Annotated in this window: 21 protein-coding genes; 8 read left to right on the forward strand and 13 right to left on the reverse strand. The window is 67.2% G+C overall.

What is annotated here, in order from left to right:
* Window positions 1-35 precede the first annotated feature (35 nt).
* The 5 genes from leuS to RZR99_RS19820 all read right to left on the reverse strand — a co-directional run bounded on the left by leuS (window position 36) and on the right by RZR99_RS19820 (window position 5,629).
* Window positions 36-2,630, reverse strand: a complete 2,595-nt coding sequence (gene leuS / locus RZR99_RS19800; RefSeq protein ID WP_323121471.1) for a leucine--tRNA ligase — start codon at window positions 2,628-2,630, stop codon at window positions 36-38.
* A 148-nt stretch (window positions 2,631-2,778) separates the two neighbouring features.
* Entirely contained in the window at window positions 2,779-3,225 is a 447-nt protein-coding gene (locus tag RZR99_RS19805; RefSeq protein WP_323121472.1) for an ExbD/TolR family protein, read from the reverse strand.
* Between the two features lie 24 nt (window positions 3,226-3,249).
* A complete protein-coding gene (locus RZR99_RS19810) occupies window positions 3,250-3,918 on the reverse strand; it encodes a MotA/TolQ/ExbB proton channel family protein (RefSeq protein WP_323121473.1) in 669 nt (222 codons plus the stop codon).
* Window positions 3,919-3,935: 17 nt separating this feature from the next.
* Window positions 3,936-4,742 (reverse strand): 4-hydroxy-tetrahydrodipicolinate reductase, encoded by an 807-nt coding sequence (gene dapB / locus RZR99_RS19815; RefSeq protein WP_323121474.1) that lies wholly within the window; start codon window positions 4,740-4,742, stop codon window positions 3,936-3,938.
* Between the two features lie 68 nt (window positions 4,743-4,810).
* Window positions 4,811-5,629, reverse strand: a complete 819-nt coding sequence (locus RZR99_RS19820) for an outer membrane protein assembly factor BamE (protein ID WP_323121475.1) — start codon at window positions 5,627-5,629, stop codon at window positions 4,811-4,813.
* Between the two features lie 154 nt (window positions 5,630-5,783).
* Here RZR99_RS19820 and fur point away from each other — a divergent pair, with 154 nt between their 5' ends.
* A complete protein-coding gene (gene fur, locus RZR99_RS19825; protein WP_323121476.1) occupies window positions 5,784-6,212 on the forward strand; it encodes a ferric iron uptake transcriptional regulator in 429 nt (142 codons plus the stop codon).
* A 98-nt stretch (window positions 6,213-6,310) separates the two neighbouring features.
* Here fur and RZR99_RS19830 read toward each other — a convergent pair whose 3' ends face one another.
* The 3 genes from RZR99_RS19830 to RZR99_RS19840 all read right to left on the reverse strand — a co-directional run bounded on the left by RZR99_RS19830 (window position 6,311) and on the right by RZR99_RS19840 (window position 9,267).
* On the reverse strand, window positions 6,311-6,835 hold the full coding sequence (locus tag RZR99_RS19830) for an ureidoglycolate lyase (protein WP_323121477.1): 525 nt from the start codon (window positions 6,833-6,835) through the stop codon (window positions 6,311-6,313).
* 11 nt (window positions 6,836-6,846) lie between these two features.
* The gene (gene alc, locus RZR99_RS19835; protein ID WP_323121478.1) at window positions 6,847-7,857 is read right to left on the reverse strand and encodes an allantoicase; all 1,011 of its coding nucleotides are present in this window, start codon (window positions 7,855-7,857) and stop codon (window positions 6,847-6,849) included.
* Between the two features lie 84 nt (window positions 7,858-7,941).
* Window positions 7,942-9,267, reverse strand: a complete 1,326-nt coding sequence (locus tag RZR99_RS19840) for a C4-dicarboxylate transporter DctA (protein ID WP_323121479.1) — start codon at window positions 9,265-9,267, stop codon at window positions 7,942-7,944.
* Window positions 9,268-9,511: 244 nt separating this feature from the next.
* Between RZR99_RS19840 and RZR99_RS19845 the strand changes: the two genes are divergently transcribed.
* Window positions 9,512-10,204, forward strand: coding sequence for a FadR/GntR family transcriptional regulator (locus RZR99_RS19845; protein WP_323121572.1), 693 nt, complete (start codon window positions 9,512-9,514; stop codon window positions 10,202-10,204).
* 43 nt (window positions 10,205-10,247) lie between these two features.
* On the opposite strand, the gene cynR is transcribed toward RZR99_RS19845, so the two are convergent.
* Window positions 10,248-11,126: a transcriptional regulator CynR gene (gene cynR, locus RZR99_RS19850; RefSeq protein ID WP_323121480.1), complete on the reverse strand. Its 879-nt coding sequence runs from the start codon at window positions 11,124-11,126 to the stop codon at window positions 10,248-10,250.
* 117 nt (window positions 11,127-11,243) lie between these two features.
* On the opposite strand from cynR, the gene RZR99_RS19855 reads away from it, so the two are divergent.
* The 3 genes from RZR99_RS19855 to RZR99_RS19865 all read left to right on the forward strand — a co-directional run bounded on the left by RZR99_RS19855 (window position 11,244) and on the right by RZR99_RS19865 (window position 13,697).
* Window positions 11,244-11,903 carry a carbonic anhydrase gene (locus RZR99_RS19855; protein ID WP_323121481.1) on the forward strand — a complete coding sequence of 220 codons (660 nt, stop codon included), beginning with the start codon at window positions 11,244-11,246 and terminating at the stop codon, window positions 11,901-11,903.
* Between the two features lie 40 nt (window positions 11,904-11,943).
* Window positions 11,944-12,411 carry a cyanase gene (cynS, locus tag RZR99_RS19860; RefSeq protein ID WP_323121482.1) on the forward strand — a complete coding sequence of 156 codons (468 nt, stop codon included), beginning with the start codon at window positions 11,944-11,946 and terminating at the stop codon, window positions 12,409-12,411.
* Between the two features lie 89 nt (window positions 12,412-12,500).
* Window positions 12,501-13,697 carry an MFS transporter gene (locus tag RZR99_RS19865; protein WP_323121483.1) on the forward strand — a complete coding sequence of 399 codons (1,197 nt, stop codon included), beginning with the start codon at window positions 12,501-12,503 and terminating at the stop codon, window positions 13,695-13,697.
* A 200-nt stretch (window positions 13,698-13,897) separates the two neighbouring features.
* On the opposite strand, the gene gap is transcribed toward RZR99_RS19865, so the two are convergent.
* The gene (gene gap, locus RZR99_RS19870) at window positions 13,898-14,908 is read right to left on the reverse strand and encodes a type I glyceraldehyde-3-phosphate dehydrogenase (RefSeq protein WP_323121484.1); all 1,011 of its coding nucleotides are present in this window, start codon (window positions 14,906-14,908) and stop codon (window positions 13,898-13,900) included.
* 93 nt (window positions 14,909-15,001) lie between these two features.
* Complete coding sequence (tkt, locus tag RZR99_RS19875; protein ID WP_323121485.1) at window positions 15,002-17,023, reverse strand: transketolase; 2,022 nt, start codon at window positions 17,021-17,023, stop codon at window positions 15,002-15,004.
* A gap of 259 nt (window positions 17,024-17,282) precedes the next feature.
* Here tkt and speE point away from each other — a divergent pair, with 259 nt between their 5' ends.
* From speE to RZR99_RS19890, 3 genes are read left to right on the forward strand one after another with little or no spacing between them, the layout of a single operon-like run.
* Window positions 17,283-18,140 carry a polyamine aminopropyltransferase gene (gene speE / locus RZR99_RS19880; RefSeq protein WP_323121486.1) on the forward strand — a complete coding sequence of 286 codons (858 nt, stop codon included), beginning with the start codon at window positions 17,283-17,285 and terminating at the stop codon, window positions 18,138-18,140.
* Between the two features lie 51 nt (window positions 18,141-18,191).
* Window positions 18,192-18,608 carry a VOC family protein gene (locus RZR99_RS19885; RefSeq protein ID WP_323121487.1) on the forward strand — a complete coding sequence of 139 codons (417 nt, stop codon included), beginning with the start codon at window positions 18,192-18,194 and terminating at the stop codon, window positions 18,606-18,608.
* Window positions 18,605-19,366, forward strand: a complete 762-nt coding sequence (locus RZR99_RS19890; RefSeq protein ID WP_323121488.1) for a 16S rRNA (uracil(1498)-N(3))-methyltransferase — start codon at window positions 18,605-18,607, stop codon at window positions 19,364-19,366. The genes RZR99_RS19885 and RZR99_RS19890 overlap by 4 nt, the downstream gene beginning before the upstream one ends.
* 104 nt (window positions 19,367-19,470) lie before the next feature.
* Here the strand turns inward: RZR99_RS19890 and RZR99_RS19895 are convergent, their stop codons facing one another.
* A complete protein-coding gene (locus RZR99_RS19895) occupies window positions 19,471-20,037 on the reverse strand; it encodes a barstar family protein (RefSeq protein WP_323121489.1) in 567 nt (188 codons plus the stop codon).
* Between the two features lie 16 nt (window positions 20,038-20,053).
* A complete protein-coding gene (locus RZR99_RS19900) occupies window positions 20,054-20,485 on the reverse strand; it encodes a ribonuclease (RefSeq protein ID WP_323121490.1) in 432 nt (143 codons plus the stop codon).
* Window positions 20,486-20,516 lie beyond the last annotated feature (31 nt).

Genomic DNA, 20,516 nt, shown 5'->3' on the forward strand with positions numbered 1-20,516 from the left:
TCCTTGCTGGTTCGTCGTTCTGGTCGCGTGCTTCGTCAAACGACGACGTTCACGAGACGGCCCGGCACGATAATGATCTTCTTCGGCGGCCGGCCCTCGCTGAACTTCGCGAAACCATCGTCCGCGATCGCCGCCGCCTCGATGTCCTCGCGGCTCGCCGCCTTCGCGATCTTCAGCGCGCCGCGCACCTTGCCGTTCACCTGCAGCACGAGTTCGATCTCGGCTTGCTCGAGCGCCGCCTCGTCGACCTTCGGCCACGGCGCATCCAGCAGCGAGCCGAATTCGTCGGCATAGCCGAGCGTCTGCCACAGCTGGTACGTGATGTGCGGCACGACCGGATACAGCACGCGCAGCAGCACGCCGTAGGTTTCGCGCAGCACGGCGGGCGTCGCGCCCTTCGCGCCGTCGATCGCATTCAGCATCTTCATCGCGGCCGACACCACCGTGTTGTACTGCAGCCGCTGATAGTCGAAGTCGGCCTGCTTGAGCACGCTGTAGACCTCGCGGCGCACCGTCTTGTCGACTTCGGCCAGCTGCGCGGCATCGAACGACGCGGGCACGGCCAACGCCGCCTCGTTCGCGGCGCCGAAGCCCCACACGCGGCGCAGGAAGCGGCTCGCGCCCTCGACGCCCGCGCCCGACCACTCGAGCTGCTGCTCGGGCGGCGCGGCGAACATCGTGAACAGGCGCGCGGTATCGGCACCGTACTGATCGATCAGCACTTGCGGGTCGACCCCGTTGTTCTTCGACTTCGACATCTTCTCGACGCCGCCCAGCACGACCGGCTGGCCGTCCGTGTTGAGCACGGCGCCCGTCGGGCGGCCCTTGTCGTCATGCGACAGCGACACGTCGAGCGGGTTGTACCAGGTCTTCTTGCCGGACGCGTCCTCGCGGTAGAACGTATCGTTCAGCACCATCCCCTGCGTAAGCAGGTTCTTCGCCGGTTCGCTGAACTTGACGAGGCCGAAGTCGCGCATCACCTTGGTCCAGAACCGCGTATACAGCAGATGCAGGATCGCGTGCTCGATGCCGCCGATGTATTGATCCATCGGCATCCAGTAATCGGTACGCGCATCCACCATCGTCGCGGCGCCGGGCGCCGCGTAGCGCGAGAAGTACCACGCCGAATCGACGAAGGTGTCCATCGTGTCGGTTTCACGCTTCGCGGCCGCGCCGCACTTCGGGCAGGCGCAGTTGACGAACGCCTCCGATTTCGCGAGCGGGTTGCCGGTGCCGTCCGGCACCAGATCTTCCGGCAGCACCACGGGCAGATCCTGCTCGGGCACCGGCACGTCGCCGCACGTCGGGCAGTGGATGATCGGGATCGGCGTGCCCCAGTAGCGCTGGCGCGAAATGCCCCAGTCGCGCAGGCGCCAGGTCACCCGCTTGTCGCCGAAACCGCCCGCCTTCAGGTCGGCCGCGATCGCGTCGACCGCCGCGCCATAGGCGAGACCGTCGTACTTGCCGCTGTTGATGCAGACCGCGATGTCCTTGTCGCCGTACCACTCCTGCCACTCGTCGAGCGAATAGGTGCGGCCTTCCGCCTCGATCACCTGCCTGATCGGCAGGTCGTATTTCTTCGCGAACGCGAAATCGCGCTCGTCGTGCGCGGGTACGCCCATCACAGCGCCTTCGCCGTAGCTCATCAGCACGTAGTTGCCGATCCACACCTCGACGGGCTCCTGCGTCAACGGATGCGCAACCGTGAAACCGGTGGCGACGCCCTTCTTCTCCATCGTCGCCATGTCGGCCTCCGCGACGCCGCCGCGCTTGCACGCGTCGATGAACGCCTGCAGGTCCGGCCGGCCCTGCGCGAGGCGCGTCGCGAGCGGATGCTCGGCCGCGATCGCGCAAAACGTGACGCCCATGATCGTGTCGGCGCGCGTCGTGAACACGCGCAGCAGCTTCTGTTCGCCGTCGAGTTCGTACGGGAAGCCGAAATTGACGCCGAAGCTCTTGCCGATCCAGTTATGCTGCATCACCTTCACGCGCTCGGGCCAGCCGAGGCCGTCGAGGTCGTTCAGCAGTTCGTCCGCGTACTGGGTGATCCGCATGTAGTACATCGGGATCTCGCGCTTCTCGATCAGCGCGCCCGAGCGCCAGCCGCGTCCGTCGATCACCTGCTCGTTCGCGAGCACGGTCTGGTCGACCGGGTCCCAGTTGACCGTGCCGGTCTTCTTGTACGCGATGCCCTTCTCGAGCATCTTGAGGAACAGCCACTGGTTCCACTTGTAGTAGTCCGGCTTGCAGGTGGCGATCTCGCGCGACCAGTCGATCGCGAGCCCGATCGACTGCATCTGCTTCTTCATGTAGGCGATGTTGTCGTAGGTCCACTGCGCGGGCGGCACGCCGTTCGCCATCGCGGCGTTCTCGGCCGGCATCCCGAACGCATCCCAGCCCATCGGCATCAGCGTGTTGTAACCGTTCATCCGCAGATAGCGGTACATCACGTCGTTGATCGTGTAGTTGCGCACGTGCCCCATATGCAGCTTGCCCGACGGGTAAGGCAGCATCGACACGCAATAGAACTTCGGCTTTTTCGAGTCTTCCGTCGTCTTGTAAGCATCGACGGCACGCCAGTCGCTCTGGGCTGCGGCTTCGACGTCGGTGGGTACGTATCTTTCTTGCATGGTGTGGTCGGACTAGGCTTGGGGCGGTGCGCCCGGGCGCACGCGCGCGGAGTGGATCGAGATTCGCGCTTCCCCGGCATCCGGGGAAAGGGTCGATTATACCGTCCGAGCCGGCCGGAAAGGCCGGCCGCGCGGCGAAGGCGGGTGTTCAGGGGTGCCGGGCGGGCGCCGCGGCCGGGCGCGGCGGCATGTCGGTGACGAAGCCGATGCGCGCCAGGCCCGCCTGCTGCGCGGCGCCCATCACCTGCGCGACAGTTTCGTAGCGGGTCGAGCGCTCGGCCCGCAGGTGCAGTTCAGGCTGCTCGCTGCCCGCGGCGGCCTCGCGAAGGCGCGCGCCGAGTGCATCGAACGCAATCGGCTGATCGTTCCAGTACAGCTTGCCCGCGCCGTCGATCGACAGCGTGATCGTGTCCGGCGTGTCGCGCGCTGGCGCGGCCGCCACTTTCGGCAAGTCGAGCCGGATCGCGTGGGTCAGCAGCGGCGCGGTGATGATGAAGATCACCAGCAGCACGAGCATCACGTCGATCAGCGGCGTCATGTTGATGTCCGCGATGGGCGCCGCCGTGTCCTTGTGATCGAGCCCGCCGAATGCCATGCGCGTCTCCCGGAGCCGGAACCGTTACGCGGACTCGCCGCACACGAACACGTGCAGGTCGCGGGCGAAACCGTCAAGCTCCTCGGCAAGCTGACGCACGAGCCGCCCGAGGATGTTGTACGCGAGCACGGCCGGAATCGCGACCACGAGGCCGAATGCCGTCATGATCAGCGCCTCGCCGACCGGCCCCGCGACGTTCTCGATCTGTGCCTGCCCGCTCGCGGCGATGCTGCCGAGCGCATGGTAGATGCCCCAGACGGTGCCGAGCAGCCCGACGAAGGGCGCCGTGCTGCCGATCGACGCGAGCAGCACCTGGCCGAATTCGAGCCGCCGCTGCGACCTGAGCATCGCGTGGCGCAGCGCGCGCAGCACGCGTTCGCCGCGCTCGACCCGGGCGGCCAGCGCGCCCGGATCGGCGTCGTTCGCCGCGTCGCGCGCCGCTTCCGCGAGCGGCGCGAACACCCGCTCCCGGTCCGCCGCGCGCAGCGCGGCGATGCCGTCGTCGAGCGTGGCCGCGCGCCAGAATGCCGCCAGCGCGCCCGGCCCCTGGCGCTTCGCGCGCACCAGCACCCAGGCCTTCACCAGCAGGAAACACCAGCTCGCAACCGACATCGCGAGCAGCACATACGCGACCGCGTGCGTGACCGCGTCGCCGCTGTCGAGATAGTGGAGGATGCCGGTCGGCGTCGCCATCGGAATCGGTCGGCGGCTCAGCGCAGGCCGAGCACGTCCTGCATGTCGAAGCAACCGGCGGGCCTGCCGGCCAGGAAATGCACCGCGCGCAATGCGCCCTGCGCATACGACACCCGGCTCGCCGACTTGTGGGTGATCTCGATCCGCTCGCCGATCCCGGCGAACAGCACCGTGTGGTCGCCGACGATGTCGCCGCCGCGAATCGCCGCGAAACCGATCGTCGACGGATCGCGCTCGCCCGTCAGGCCGTGACGGCCGTAGACCGCGCATGCTTCGAGCGAGCGGCCGAGCGCGCCGGCAACGGTTTCGCCCATCATCAGCGCGGTGCCGGACGGCGCATCGACCTTGTGACGATGGTGCGCCTCGATGATTTCGATGTCGTAGCCCTGCGCGAACTGCCGCGCGGCGAGTTCGAGCAGCTTGAGCGTCACGTTGACGCCGACGCTCATGTTCGCCGAGAACACGACGCCGATCTGGTCGCCCGCCGCGCGCAGCTGCGCCTTTTGCGGCTCGGTGAAGCCCGTCGTGCCGATCACGAGCTTCACCCGGTGGCGCAGCGCGGCCTCGAGATGGACGAGCGTGCCTTCCGGACGGGTGAAGTCGATCAGGAAATCGGCGGCGGCGAACACCTGCTCGATATCGTCGGTCAGGCGCACGCCCGTTTCCTTGCCGAGGAACGCGCCCGCGTCCTCGCCGAGCTGCGGCGAGCCCGCACGGTCGAGCGCGCCGACGAGCGTTGCGTCCGGATCGTTCAGCACCGCTTCGATCAGCATCCGGCCCATACGGCCGGACGCCCCGGCAATGGCAATCTTGTTGGACGACATGCGGCTACCTGCTTACGAAAAGAAGACGGGCGGCCTGCGCCGCCCCGTGTTGACGTCGGACTGCCGGCTCAGCCGCCGGTTCCCGCCGCGGGGGCGGTCAACGGCTGGTTCGGCAGGTTGTCGGTGCCGGTCGGGCCGACCGGCTGAGTCGAATCGTTCGGCACCGTCGGCTGGGCCGGGCGGTGGAACTGGAACTGCGGCTGGATCGCCGGGCTCGCGCCGGGCGGCATGCCGCCCGGGGTCGGTGCGGTGGGCGCGTTCTGCGCGGACGGCGCGAAACGGCCTCCGCCCCCCGTGCCCTGGCCGGACACCTGGCTGGTCGCACGGTTCGCCGCGCGGGCCGCCTGCGCGTTCGCATCGGCGTCCGGCGTACCGGACAGGTCCGGCGGCAGCGACGCGCCGGCCGGCTGAGGCGGCGCGTCGGCGGCGGCCGTCGTGGCCGGCTGCGCACCGCTCGCGGCGACGGCCGCGGCCGCCTTGGTCTTCTTCTTGCCGCGCCGGTCGCCGTCGATGTCGGCGAGCAGATCGAGTTCGGACGGCAGATTGTCGGCGCCCGTCCAGCTGACGAGGCGGTCGCTCGCGAACGTCAGCACCAGGTCGCGCTGCTGGACGACCGACGTCGAGCCGCGCTTGAAGTAGAACAGGTAGTCCCAGCGGTCCGCGTGGAACATGTCGGCCAGCAGCGGCGTGCCGATCAGCGCGCGCACCTGTTCGCGCGTCATGCCGGCCTGCAGTTGGGAAGCCTTTTCCTGCGAGACGAAGTTACCTTGCACAACCGTGATGCGATACGGCGTAATGCTCTGCGCGATGCGTTGCGTCACGCTGTCGTACGACGAACAACCAGCCAGCGCAGCAACGGCGGCGGCAGCGATGATGGCACTCCGCATGCGGCTCCTCTGAAAATGCAAAAGAGATGTTGGAATCATTTCCCTCACCGTGCTGGCCCGTTGCGCAGGCCGCGCGAGTTTTGTCAAAGATGACTGAAACGGCGAAAAGCCGGTACTATTGAAGCCCTGCATTGTACTCTAGGGATGCCTAGCCATGACCAATCCGACCGATCTCAAAAATATCGGGCTGAAGGCCACCCTACCGCGCCTCAAAATTCTCGAAATTTTCCAGCAGAGCCCGGTACGCCATCTGACCGCTGAAGATGTCTACCGCAGCCTGCTGCACGAAGAACTCGACATCGGCCTCGCCACCGTCTACCGCGTACTGACCCAGTTCGAGCAGGCCGGCCTGCTGTCGCGCAGCAATTTCGAGTCCGGCAAGGCCGTGTTCGAGCTGAACGAAGGTTCTCACCACGATCACCTGGTCTGCCTCGATTGCGGCCGCGTCGAGGAGTTCTTCGACGCCGAGATCGAAAGCCGCCAGCAGTCGATCGCCAGGGAACGCGGCTTCAAGCTGCAGGAGCACTCGCTGGCCATGTACGGCACCTGCGCGACGGAAAACTGCCCGCATCGCAAGCACTGAAGCTTACAGAAACCTGCAGCCGCGCGCTGCCGAAAAAAAGCCCGGTCGGCGTCGAGCCTGAACCGGGCTTTTTTTCGTCCGCCGCCGGGCACCGCGTGTCAGACGACCGACAGGTGGCTCGCCTCGGCAGCGAGCCGCCAGCCTGTGTCGAGCGCGATCTCGTCGCAGTTCGGCTGACTGCCGCCGCGATCGACGACGATGAAGTCGCTTACGCGGTCGAGCGCAAGGAGCGGATGGTGCCAGACGCCCTTCGCATAATTGATCCCCTGCCAGCCTTCCGCCATGAACGCCCGCATCCGCGCCGGATCGAAATCGCCCGCCGGCGCGACCACGATCGCATAGCGGGCCACGGCGGCCAGCGGAATGAACGCCTGGCTCCCGAACGGATGCCGCTCCATCATCACGATCTCGATCGGCTCGGCGCGAGGTTGCGCGCGAAACATGCTGACGAGCGGGCGCCCGCCCGCGTCGGACACGTCGATCGACGCCAGGTCGTGGAAGCGTTCGGTCGTACCCCCATTGATCGGGAAGCGGCGCGCGCCGTCCAGTTCGATCACATCGCCGAACGGAGCGAATGCCGCGCGCGTCAGCCGCTCGATGCGCAGGATGCGCTGAGTTTCCATGCCCGCCCCCGCTATGCCAGCTCGCCCCACAGACGCAGGCGCGACACGCCGCCGTCCGGGTAGATATTGAAGCGCACGTGGGTGACGGGGCCGAGCGCCGCCAGCTGCGACTCGAACGTATGGACATGGTCCATCGACAGCGGCTGCTCGGCGAGCAGCACCGGCCAGAACATCGCCTGGGTCACCAGCGACTCGTCGGTGCCGCCGACGACGCTCGCCGCCTGCAGCGAACACCGGTCGGGGAAGTTGCCCTTGAAGTGCGCGGTGTCGACTTCGACCCTGCGAATCACGCCCGGACGCGCGAGCGCGACGATCGCCCAGTCGTTGCCGGGCTCGCGGCGGCGGCGGGTTTCCCAGCCGTCGCCCATGTTGACGCCGCGCCCCGGCATCAGCATCTGCGACGCCGGACCGAAATGCTGGTTGTTCGCCGCGACCAGGTACGCGCCGTTCTCGACCGCCGCCAGATCGACCTGCTCGCCGCGCGCCGCCCGGCTCCAGTCGCGCTGCGGCTGGCCGTACACGCGCAGGCGGGCAAGCCCGCCGTCCGGATAGAGATTGACGCGCAGGTGCGTGAACGGCCGCGGATCGGCGACCTCGACGTAATGGTGCTGATTGCCCTGCAGCGTGGTGGCGGGCACGAGCGCCTGCCAGTCGGCGCTGTCAGGCGGCGTGTCCTGGTCCGATACGCACGCATCGATCGACGCGGCCGGCGGGAAATTGCCGGTGAAGTGGCTGGTGTCGAGATCGACGCCATGCACGACGCCCGGCCGCGCAAGCCTGACGACGCAGAAGTCGTGGCCGGTCGTGCGCTTGCGGCGGGTTTCCCAGCCGTCCATCCATTTACCGTGATCGTCGTACTTGCCCGGGATGAACACCGCCGGCTCCGGGCTGAGCATGCGCTCCTTCGGCGCGAAGAATTCGTCGCTCGCGAACAGCGCCTGCGCGCCCAGGCGCGGGTCGGCGAGATTCATGTAGCGTCGCGTGAACGCGGGAGCGTTCGGATCGAGAATCGGGGCAGCCATGTCGTCTCCTGTGTTGTTCGAGTTTCGAGCCGGCCCGCGCGCGGACCGGCTCGACGGCGGACGCCGTCGCGCCCGCCGCGGGATTCAGTGCGCCGGCGCGTGTCCGTCGCCCGCCAGCGCATCGGACGCGCCGGCCTCGCCGGCCGGCACGTAACGCAACTCCTGGTTGAGCACACGGTGGGCGCGCGCCTTGTCGATGTCGTTTTCCCAGACCGCGACCACGACCGTCGCCACGCAGTTGCCGAGCAGGTTGGTCAGCGCGCGGGCAATGCCGACGAACCAGTCGACGGGCAGGATCAGCACGAGGCCGAGCACCGGAATCGCGGGGATCGCGGACAGGGTCGCGGCCAGGATCACGATCGCCGAGCCGGGGATGCCGTGCGCGCCCTTCGACGTCAGCAGCGACACGAGCAGCACGAGGATCAGGTCGTGCGCGGACAGCGGCGTGTTGGTGGCCTGCGCGATGAACAGCACCGCGAGCGTCAGGTAGATCGAGAAGCCGTCGAGGTTGAACGAATAGCCGGTCGGAATCACGAGGCCGACGGTCGAATCCTTGACGCCCATCCATTCGAGCTTGCGCATCACCTGCGGCAGCACGGCATCCGACGACGCGGTGCCGAGCACGATCGACAGCTCCTCGCGCAGATAGCGGATCAGCTTGAATACGCTGAAGCCCGCCAGCCGCATCACGATGCCCAGCACCACCGCGACGAAGATCGCGCAGCTCGCGTAGAACACGATGACGAGCATCCCGAGCTGCTTCAGCGACGCGACGCCGTACTTGCCGGTCGTGAACGCGATCGCGCCGAGCACGCCGAGCGGCGCGAGCTTGATGATGAAGCCCATCACGCGAAAGAACACGTGCGACAGCTCCTCGATCAGCGAATTGACGCGCTGCGCCTTGTCGCCGAGCAGCGAGAGGGCCGAGCCGAACAGCACCGCGAACACGAGGATCTGCAGGATGTCGCCCTTCGCGAACGCGTCGATCGCCGTGTCGGGGATGATTCTCAGCAGGTAGCCGGCGGTGTCCTTCAGGCTCTGCGCGTTCTTCGCGTAGTCGGCGAGCGAGGCCGGATCGAGCGAGTGCAGATCGATGTTCATGCCGACGCCGGGACGGGTCAGCCACGCGAGCGCGATACCGATGCCGAGCGCGAGCGTGGTCATCACCTCGAAGTAGATCACCGCTTTCAGGCCCACCCGGCCGACCTTCTTCAGATCGCCCGCGTTCGCCATTCCGCTCACGACGACGCAGAACACGATCGGCCCGATCACCATCTTGATCAGCTTCAGGAAACCGTCGCCCAGCGGCCGCAGCGACTGCGCGAAATGCGGGAAGAACGCACCGAGCGCTACCCCGATCACCAGGGCGATGACGACCCGGCCAAACAGCGAATTGAGAAACTTCGACACGGCGTGCTCCCGTTCCAGCGGTTGTGGATTCGTCTGTTCATACTGGTAAGACCAGTACTGTTATGGACGATAGTAGGAAGCCGATATAGTCGAGTCAAGGTCATCCAAAATAGGGATTACCCGCGCAATACGCGCCTCGAATTCGTACTGGAAAGGTCACCGGATCATGGCTTTCCCCAAGCTGGGGCACGCGCTCCGGCGGCCGGTTTACAATGCCGGTCAGACCGGAGAATCAGTGAAATCCATGAGGCATGTTCCGCACACCGTCACCGATGCCGCCATCGCCACGATCCGCGACCGGATCGAGGGCGGCGTCTACCCCGTGGGCAGCTTGTTGCCCGCACAGCGCCAGCTGTCCGAAGAACTGGCGATCAGCCGCGCGTCGCTGCGCGAGGCGCTGTCGACGCTCGAAGCGCTGGGCATGCTGACGATCCGGCCCGGCAAGGGCGTCTACGTGGAACGCGCGCAGGCGAGCGCGGGCCATGCATGGCGGTTCGCCGAGCAGTCGTCGCTGCCCGACACGTACCAGATGCGCTTCGCGCTCGAAGGCTTCGCGGCCAGGATGGCGGCGCTCGCGGTCAGCGACGACGATCTCGCATGGTTCGAGGACAACATCGCCGCACTGCAGATCGCACTCGCGAACAACGCCCTCGACGAGGCATCGCAGCTCGATTTCGACTTCCACATGCGGATCGTCAATCTCGCGGGCAACGCGGCGATCGAGTCGATCCTGCGCGGCAGCGCCGACATCATGAAGGAAAGCCAGCGGATGCCGTTCTACCGGCGCGAGCTGGTGCTGTCGACCTATCACGAGCATCGCGCGATCCTCGACGCGCTAGTCGCCCGGGATCCCGCCGCCGCCGGGCTCGCGATCGAAACGCACATCGCGAACGCCGCGCAGCGCGCCGGCGTCCACTTCCCCACGCCCCGCGCCTGACCGCGCACCGCGCGGCTTCAACGCCGCCGCGCGGCCGGTGCCGCTAGCCTCGCATTTCCTCCACGCACGCGGCGAACGCGCGCGCCGCCGCGCTCCGGTACGCGCCCTGGCGGGCCAGCAGCGCCGCCGTGCGCCGCGGCAGCGCCGGCTCCATCCTGACCACGCAGACCGCGTCGTTGCGCTCGGCGATCGCCGCCGGCAGCACGGTCGCAAGCCGGTCGCCCCGCACCGCCTCGATGATCGCGTTGATCGCATTGACCTCGATCGCGACGCGCGGCGTCACGCCGTGCGCCGCGAAGTACTGGTCGATGCTGGTGCGGGTCGCGAACACGCGGCTCAGCAGGATCAGCGGCTCGTCGGCCAGCTCGCGCGGGGTCAGCGGCCGGCGCCGGCGCGCATGGCGGTGCCCGCGGCCCACCACGGGCGCGAGCGTCTCGTCCCACAGCGGCGTCGCTTCGATGTCCGCCAGCTGTGCCGGCACGAACCCGAACCCCAGGTCGAGACCATCGTCGGCGAGCAGCGCCTCGATCTGCTCCTGCGGCAATTCCTGAATCGTCAGCGTCAGGTTCGGATGACGCGCATGGAAACGCTCGATAAGCGATCCGATCAGGTAAGCCGTGAATGTCGGGGTCATCGCCAGCCGCAGCGACCCGCTGTTCAGATCCTCCACGTCATGCAGCGCGCGCCGGCCCGCGTCCAGCTGCTGCAGCGCGGCTCGCGCATGCCGCATGTACACGCGGCCGAACTCGGTGAGCCGCACGGTCCGGCCTGAGCGGTCGAACAGCGGCACGCCGAGCGTGTCCTCGAGTTGCCGGATCTGCTGCGACAAGGTCGGCTGCGACACGTGGAGCGCATCGGCGGCACGCGTGAAATTCCCGTGCTCCGCCACGGCGAGGAAATAGCGAATGTGTCTCAGCAGCATGGCCTTCCAGGTATTGGTTTTTCCTATAAAAACAATAATAAACTGGTCTTGGACGCTATGAATTAAATCCCGCATCCTGCCGTGAATCGTTCCCGACTCTTTCGCAGGAGCCACACCATGCAGGACATCATCAAGGGATTTCTGAAATTCCAGCGCGACGCCTTTCCGGCGCGCGCCGCGCTGTTCCGCCAGCTCGCCGAGAGCCAGCAGCCGCGCGCGCTGTTCATCTCGTGCTCGGACAGCCGGCTCGTGCCCGAACTCGTCACGCAGCGCGAACCCGGCGAGCTGTTCGTGATCCGCAACGCCGGCAACATCGTGCCGTCGTTCGGCCCGGAGCCGGGCGGCGTGTCCGCGTCGGTCGAATACGCGGTCGCCGCGCTCGGCGTGACCGACATCGTGATCTGCGGCCATTCCGATTGCGGCGCGATGACGGCGCTCGCCACCTGCCGCTGCCTCGATTCGATGCCCGCCGTGCGCGCCTGGCTGCGCTACGCGGATGCGGCGAAGGCCGTGCACGGCGCGCGCCGCTACGACAACGAACGCGAACGGGTCGACGCGATGGTGCGCGACAACGTCGTCGCGCAGCTCGCGAACCTCGCGACTCATCCGTCCGTGCGGCTCGCGCTCGACCAGGGCCGGCTCGCGCTGCACGGCTGGGTCTACGACATCGGCACCGGCGCCATCATCGCGCTCGACGGCGCGACCCGGCGCTTCGTATCGCTCGCCGATCATCCGCACGTCTGCGCGACTCCGTCGCGACTCGACGCCGCGGCCTGACACCCCTCTATCACCCACCTGAAACCTGGAGCCCGCATCCATGCAATCGCAATTCAGCCAGACCGCCCGCGAAGCCCTCACCGAACGCGTCATTGACGCCAAGGTCCGCCTGAACCTGACGTTCGAGCAGATCAACGAGGGCACCGGCCTGAGTATCGCCTTCGTCACCGCCGCACTGCTCGGACAGCATCCGCTGCCCGCAGAAGCGGCCCAGCGGATCGCCGCGCGGCTCGGGCTCGACGACGCCGACGCGCGTCTGCTGCAGACGATCCCGCTGCGCGGCAGCCTCCCGGGCGGCGTGCCGACCGATCCGACCATCTACCGTTTCTACGAGATCCTGCAGGTCTACGGGACGACGCTGAAGGCGCTGGTCCATGAGCAGTTCGGCGACGGCATCATCAGCGCGATCAACTTCAAGATCGACATCAAGAAGGTCGACGACCCCGAAGGCGGCTCGCGCGCCGTCATCACGCTCGACGGCAAATACCTGCCGACCCGTCCGTTCTGATCCGCCCGTTCCGATCACCCGGACCGGGCCGCCGCGCGGCCCGGTCCGCTTCCCCTATCCTCTTTCATCGGTTCACGCCCTACCCACCCATGCAGCCGGCTCTCACTCCCCCGCCCCTGACGCGCGGCATGACGCTGCTGTTCGCCTGCGCGTGCGGCATCGTCATCGGCAATCTCTATTATTCGCAGCCGCTGCTGGTCGCGATCGCTCACAGCTTCGGCCGCGCGCCGGCCGAACTCGGCTACCTCGTCACGCTGACCCAGCTCGGCTACGCGGGCAGCCTGCTGCTGATCGTGCCGCTCGGCGACGCGCTCAATCGCCACACCCTGATCGTGCGCCTGCTCGCCGTCAACGTGATCGCCCTGCTTGCCGTCGCGTTCAGCACGCGCTACGCGTTCTTCGTCGCCGCGAACATCTGTGTCGGCTTCGTGACCTGCTCGACGCAGTTGCTGGTGCCGTTCGCCGCGTCGCTCGCCGACGACCGCTCGCGCGGCCGCGTCGTCGGCACCGTGATGAGCGGGTTGCTGCTCGGCATCCTGCTCGCGCGCGTGGCGTCGGGCGCGCTCGCGGACTGGTTCGGCTGGCGTGCGGTGTACGGCATCGCCGCGCTGCTGGTCCTGGTGCTGACCGTGGTGCTCGCGATCCGGCTGCCCCGCGACCGGCGCGACGAGCGCCTCGACTACCGCGCGCTGATGCGCTCGCTCGCGACGCTCGTGCGCAACCAGCCGACGCTCGCGCTGCGCTCCGCGTACGGCGCGCTGGTGTTCGCCTGCTTCAGCCTGCTGTGGACCGGCCTGACCTTCCTGCTCAGCCAGCCGCCGTACGGCTACAGCGAAGCGCAGATCGGATTGTTCGGCGTGGTCGGCGCGGTAGGCGCGCTGGCCGCCAATTCGGCCGGCCGGCTCGTCGACCGCGGACACGGCAACGCGGCTACGGGCCTGTTCGCCGCCGCCGTGCTGGCATCGTTCGCGTTGATCGCGAGCGGCGCGCATTCGCTGGCCGGCCTGATCGCGGGCATCCTGCTGCTCGACGTCGGCGTGCAAGGCTTGCACATCTCAAACCAGAGCGTGATCTACGCGCTGGCGAGCGATGCGCGCAGCCGGATCACGACCGTCTACCTGACCAGCTATTTCATCGGCGGCGCATTGGGTTCGAGCAGCGCGAGCTTCGCATTCGGCATCGACGGCTGGCGCGGCGTATGCATCGCGGGCGCCGCGCTGTCGAGCCTGCTGCTCGCGCTGTGGGGCGTCTCGCAACGGGTCGGCGAGCAGCGCATCACATCGTGACGCCCGCGCACGGGAACGGCCGGAACGACACGGCGCCGGACCTGGAAATCGGCATACGGGAAATCGGAAGGAAGAACCGGCATCGATGCCGGCCGCGCGACGCGCGTTGAAGCGGACCGTCCGGCGGCATGCGTTGATCGCGCACCACCGGACCCGTCCGAACGGCGGCGCCGGAGCCGGCGTCGCCGCGTACAGCCGGCTTACTTCGCGTTCGCGAACGCCACCGCCGTATCCAGCATGCGGTTCGAGAAGCCCCACTCGTTGTCGTACCAGCTCGACACCTTCACCAGACGGCCCGACACCTTGGTCAGCGTCGCGTCGAACGTCGACGAAGCCGGGTTGTGGTTGAAGTCGATCGAGACCAGCGGCGCGGTGTTGTAGCCGAGGATGCCCTTCAGCTCGCCTTCCGCCGCGTCCTTCATGATCGCGTTGACTTCTTCCACCGTCGTATCGCGCTTAGCGATGAACGACAGGTCGACGATCGACACGTTGATGGTCGGGACGCGGATCGCGTAGCCGTCCAGCTTGCCGTTCAGTTCCGGCAGCACCAGGCCGACGGCCGAAGCGGCGCCCGTCTTGGTCGGAATCTGGCTGTGCGTGGCCGAGCGCGCGCGGCGCAGATCCTCGTGGTACACGTCGGTCAGCACCTGATCGTTCGTGTACGCGTGAATCGTCGTCATCAGGCCGGTTTCGAGGCCGATCTTGTCGTTCAGCGGCTTGACGAGCGGCGCGAGGCAGTTGGTCGTGCACGATGCGTTCGAGATCACCGTGTGCTCGGCCTTCAGCACGTTGTGGTTCACGCCGTAGACGATCGTCGCGTCGACGTCCTTGCCGCCCGGCGCCGAGATGATCACCTTCTTCGCGCCGCCCTTCAGGTGGGCGCTCGCCTTTTCCTTGGTCGTGAAGAAGCCCGTGCATTCCATCACGACGTCGACGCCCAGCTCGCCCCACGGCAGTTCGGCCGGATTGCGGTTCGCCAGCACGCGGATACGGTCGCCGTTCACCACGAGGTAATCGCCGTCCACCGATACTTCGCCCGGGAACTTGCCGTGCGCGGTGTCGTATTGCGTGAGGTGGGCGTTCGTCTTCGCGTCGCCCAGATCGTTGATCGCGACGATCTCGAGATCGTGCTTCTTGCCGTTTTCATAGAAGGCGCGCAGCGTGTTGCGGCCGATGCGGCCGTACCCGTTGATTGCAACGCGGATCGTCATGGTCTATCTCCTGATGGCTGAAAAAATTCGTTTCGTGCAGCTTCACGGTGCGCCCGGCCGGCCGGGGCAGGCCGGCCGGGCGACGGGTATGGCTTACGCCAGCACGGCCTTGGCCGTCTCGACCACCTTCTCGACGGTAAAGCCGAAATACTTGAACAGCACGCCGGCCGGCGCCGATTCGCCGAACGTGTCGATCCCGACCACGCCGCCGTCGAGACCCACGTACTTGTGCCAGAAAGCCGTCACGCCCGCTTCGATCGCGACGCGGCGCACGCCGTGCGGCAGCACCCGCTCGCGGTACTCGGCGTCCTGCTTGTCGAACACGGTGGTGGCCGGCATCGATACCACGCGCGCGGCGATCCCCTGCTGCGCGAGCGGCTCGACCGCCTGCATCGCCAGCTCGACTTCCGAGCCCGTGGCGATCAGGATGATCTTGCGCGCGACGATCTCTTCGTCCCAGTCGCGCAGCACGTAGCCACCCTTCTCGATGTTCGCGATCTGCGCGTCGGTGCGTTCGTTGAACTGCAGGTTCTGGCGGCTGAAGATCAGGCACGACGGACCTTGATGCGCGATCGCGTGGGTCCATGCGACGGCCGTTTCGACCGTGTCGGCCGGACGCCAGACGTCGAGCTGCGGAATCAGGCGCAGGCTCGACACCTGCTCGATCGACTGGTGGGTCGGACCGTCTTCGCCGAGGCCGATCGAATCGTGCGTGAACACGAAGATCGACGGCACCTTCATCAGCGCGGCGACGCGCAGCGCGTTGCGGCTGTAGTCGGAGAACGTGAGGAACGTGCCGCCGAACGGCTTGTAGCCGCCGTGCAGCACGAGGCCGTTGATCGCGGCGCTCATGCCGAATTCGCGCACGCCGTAGTTGATGTGGTTGCCCCACTGGATGCCGTGCTCGCCCGCGCGCACCGGCTTCGACGCCTTCCAGTTGGTGAGGTTCGAGCCGGTCAGGTCGGCCGAGCCGCCCAGCAGTTCGGGCAGCACGGCCGCGAGGCCCTCGATCGCCTGCTGCGACGCCTTGCGGGTGGCCACCGTCTCGGCGCGCTCGTTCGCGCCCGCGACAATCGCGGCCGCCTGCTGCGTCCAGTCGGCGGGCAGCTTGCCGGTCATCCGGCGTTCAAACTCGGCGGCCTGCTGCGGATACTTCGCGCGGTATTGCGCGAACAATGCGTCCCAGTCGTGCTCGACGCGCGCGCCGGCTTCCTTCGCATCCCACGCCGCGTAGACTTCCTGCGGAATGTCGAACGGCCCCCAGGTCCAGCCGAGCGCCGCGCGCGTCTTCGCGATTTCTTCCGCGCCGAGCGCCGCGCCGTGCACGTCATGGGTGCCCGCCTTCGTCGCCGCGCCCTTGCCGATCGTCGTCTTGCAGCAGATCAGCGTCGGCCGGTCGGACAGCTTGGCCTGCGCGATCGCCGCGTCGACCGCGTCGACATCGTGGCCGTTCACGTTCGGAATCACGTTCCAGCCGTACGCCTCGAAACGCTTCGGCGTGTCGTCGTGGAACCAGTTGACGACGTTGCCGTCGATCGAGATGCCGTTATCGTCGTACAGCGCGATCAGCTTGTTCAGCTTGAGCGTGCCCGCGAGCGAGCAGGCTTCGTGCGAGATGCCTTCCATCAGACAGCCGTCGCCGACAAACACATAGGTGTGGTGATCGACGATCTTCGCGTCCGCCTGGTTGAACTCGGCCGCCATCAGCGCTTCGCCGAGGGCCATGCCCACCGCGTTCGCGAGACCCTGGCCGAGCGGGCCGGTGGTCGTTTCGACCCCCGGCGTGATCCCGTATTCCGGGTGGCCCGGCGTCTTCGAATGCAGTTGGCGGAAGTTCTTCAGCTCCGCCATCGGCAGGTCGTAGCCCGTCAGATGCAGCAGCGCGTACAGCAGCATCGAGCCGTGGCCGTTCGACAGCACGAAGCGGTCGCGGTCGGCCCAGTGCGGGTTCGCCGGGTTGTGCTTGAGGTGGCGCGACCACAGCGCGACGCCGATTTCGGCCATGCCCATCGGCATGCCCGGGTGACCGGAGTTCGCTTGCTGAACGGCATCCATCGCAAGTGCGCGGATAGCGTTGGCCATCAGGGAGGTTGAGGCGGGAGACGAGGTCGTCATGTCGATTCCGGAGAACGAGTCGAGAAACGGGGCGCGTGCGGAATCCGGAGGCTCGCGCACCGGCCATTTCCGACGCGCAGTGCGGCGCCGGAAGGACGCGAGGCGGACGAGCAAACGGACAAGGCTGCAAAGCCGCGTATTTTAACAGATGACCTGCAAACAGCCTTGTCCGGCGCGCTCATCCGGCCCGGTTTCTCGTTGGCCGTCCCGCCCCCTATAATTCAGGGATCGGCGCTGCCCGCCGCCCGCCGCCGTCCCCGTGAGCACGAACCTCCTCTTTCACCCGACTCCCGACACCACCTACGGGTTCTCCAATGCCCGCCGGCTCGCGCATGTCGCGTCGCAGCATCAGCGGATCGAAGTCTGGGACACGCCGCAGCTGGGCCGCCTGTTCACGCTCGACGGACGGCCGATGACGTCGGTCGGCGACGAATTCATCTATCACGAATGCATGACGCATCCGGCCGCGCTCGCGCATCCGGCACCGAAGAAGGCGCTGGTGCTGGGCGGCGGCGACGGCGGCGCCGCGCGCCAATTGCTCAAGCATCCCGGTATCGGGCGGATCGTGATCGCGGAGCTCGACCGCGATGTAGTCCGGATGGCGCGGCGCTTTCTCGACGAGGTCCACCAGGGCGCGCTCGACGATCCGCGTGTCGAACTCGTGATCGGCGACGCCGCGCATTTCGTCGACACCGCGTGCGAGCACTTCGATCTCGTCGTGTTCGATCTCACGCCGCCCGACTCGCCCGCAGCCGGCCTCTACACGGCCGGATTCTATGCGCGGCTCAAGCGCGTGATGACCCCGCGCGGCGCGATCTCGATCCATCTCGGCTCGCCGTGGTTCCACGAGGCGCGCATCGTCGCGCTGCTGGCCGACCTGCGCGCCAGCTTCGCGGTCGTCGCGCCGTTGTGCGCGCACGTACCGCTCTACGGCTCGCCGTGGCTGATGGCGATCGCGAGCGATGCGCTCGACGCCGGCGCGCTGTTCGCGCACGACGTCGACGAACGGCTCGCCGAACGAGGCATCGAAGGCTTGCGCTATTACGACGCGAAACTGCATCCCACGCTCTTTACGCTACCGCGCCCGCTGCGCGATACACTCGGGATACGCCGCTGATTTCAGCGCTTGTCGCGGCAGGCGCCTTCATTCCCCGCAGGAGAATTCGTGATGACCGATCCACGTCCGGCCAACGTGCCTTGGTTGACCCCTTATCTGGCCGTACGCAACGCGCAAGCGTCGATCGCGTTCTTCAGCGCGGCGTTCGGCTTCGCGCAACGCGAACTGATCGACGAAGACGGCGTGCTCATGCACGTCGAAATGTCGTATCAGGGCCAGCTGATCGTGATGTTCGCGCCGGAAGGCGCGTTCGGCTCGGCGGCCCTCACGCCGAAAACCGCCGGCGCCACCGCGCCGCAGTCGTTCTATCTGTATGTCGACGACGTCGATGCGGTCTATCAGCGTGCGCTCGACGCGGGCGCGAAAGCATTGAGCGCACCGCAGGATCAGTTCTGGGGCGATCGCTTCGCGCAGATCGAGGATCTCGACGGCTATCGCTGGGCGCTCGCGCGGCGGATCGGCGCATGACGACGAGCACCGCCTCGATTCCGCGCCTGTTCGTCGACGCCGCGCTGCGCGGCGACGTGATGCTGACGCTGCCCGCCGACGTCGCGCGCCACGTGCAGGTGCTGCGGCTTGCGCCCGGCGACGCGCTCACGCTGTTCAACGGCACCGGCGGCCAGTTCCGTGCCGAACTGGTCGAGGTCGACAAGCGCACGGCGCTCGCGCGCATCGGCGCCTTCGATCCGGTCGAGACCGAGGCGCCCTACCGGATCACGCTCGCGCAGGGCATCGCGGGCGGCGACAAGATGGACTGGCTGATCGAGAAAGCGGTAGAACTCGGCGCGGCGCGCCTCGCGCCGCTGTCGACTTCGCGCGCCGTCGTGCGGCTGTCGGGCGAGCGCGCGGAGAAACGCGTCGCCCACTGGCAGGGCGTCGTGCGCGCCTCGTGCGAACAGTGCGGCCGCAACCGCCTGCCCGAGATCGCGCCGGTACGCGATTTTCACGTGTGGCTGGACGCACTTCCCGAGACGGCCGCGCCGGACGAACTGCGGCTGATGCTCTCGCCGCGCGCGAGCATTGCGTTCGCGCAATTGCCGGCGACGCCGCCGTCAGGCGACGTCACGCTGCTGATCGGTCCGGAAGGCGGCCTGTCGCCGTCGGAAGAAGAAGCGGCGCGCGCGCGCGGCTTCACATCGATCCTGCTCGGCGCACGCGTGCTGCGCACCGAGACGGCCGGCATGGCGATGCTCGCGGCGCTCGCCGCACGCTGGGGCGGCTGGTAGCCGCGCGCACCGCCGAATGATGGAAAAGGCCCGCGGCAAGCGGGCCTTTCGCTGAAGCGGATTGTCGCGGACCGGCGGCGTACGCCGCGGCCGGACGCACCCGATCACGCGAACGAATAGAACACGCGGAACGCAACCTTGCTCTCGGCCCAGAATTCGGCCGCTTCGCGGAACACGTCGAGCAGCGTCTCGCGGCCTTCCTTGTCGAACTTCTGCGCAATCGGCAGCGCTTCGAGCACGATCACGAAGCCGGGCTGCGAGCCCGCCTTGTGCACGAGATCCGTCAGGCAGTCATAGAGCGCGTCGTAGTTCTTGCCGAAATGCTTCGGGAACAGGAACGACGTTGCGATCGTCTCCAGCACTTCTTGTTTCGATTGGGCATTTCCGCAATACGCATAGAGGAAATGCTGGCCGAGCTGATTCGCTTCGTCAGCGAGATCCTGGACGCGGAATGCGCGGATCGACTGCACGAGGTTCGGTCGCACGGTCTTGAAAAGGCTCATAGGCTCCTCATTGGATGAAAGCCCGGGGCTGGCTTCGTCGGCCGGCTCGCTGCCGGCGTGCGCGGTCACCTGCATCTTCTGCATGACACGCTGAAACAGATTGCCGTCGCCGGCTGCGAACAGATCCGCCGCAGCCGACGTATCGTGCGCGTAGATAGTGTCGCTCATGCCGTTCATCCCAAAGTCATTCAACAATACGTTTAAAACTGGCGTAGTGGTCGTCGGTGTAATAACAGTTGTCGACCCGCTGCGGCGGGCCGCCGCAGACGATCCGCCGGGCGCCTCGATTGCGCGCACGGGGCGTGGGCACGGTGTACTCGTGATAATAGCCGCGCTTCATCTTCGGCAAAATGCGTTCGTAATTGCCGAATACGACGCCGTCCTTCCGAAACGGATAGGGGCCGCCGGAGGAAATCAGGCCGAGCGTGGTCATGGCTTCGCCCGGCAGCCGGGATGTGGGGATCGAATCGATCTGCCCTGCCGCCCCGTTCGCCGAGACGGCTTCCCGTGCGTATGCGGCGGAAACCAGACTACCCGTCGAGATGCCGACGTTACCCATCGCGACAATCGCGAAGACGGACGCGAGCGCGCCGTTGCGGAGCCACTTGCGTGCCATAAACCGGGGTTCCCGCTGTTAAATCAAGAGG

Origin of the sequence: Burkholderia alba (genome assembly GCF_034721475.1) — a bacterium.
Lineage (GTDB): Bacteria > Pseudomonadota > Gammaproteobacteria > Burkholderiales > Burkholderiaceae > Burkholderia > Burkholderia alba.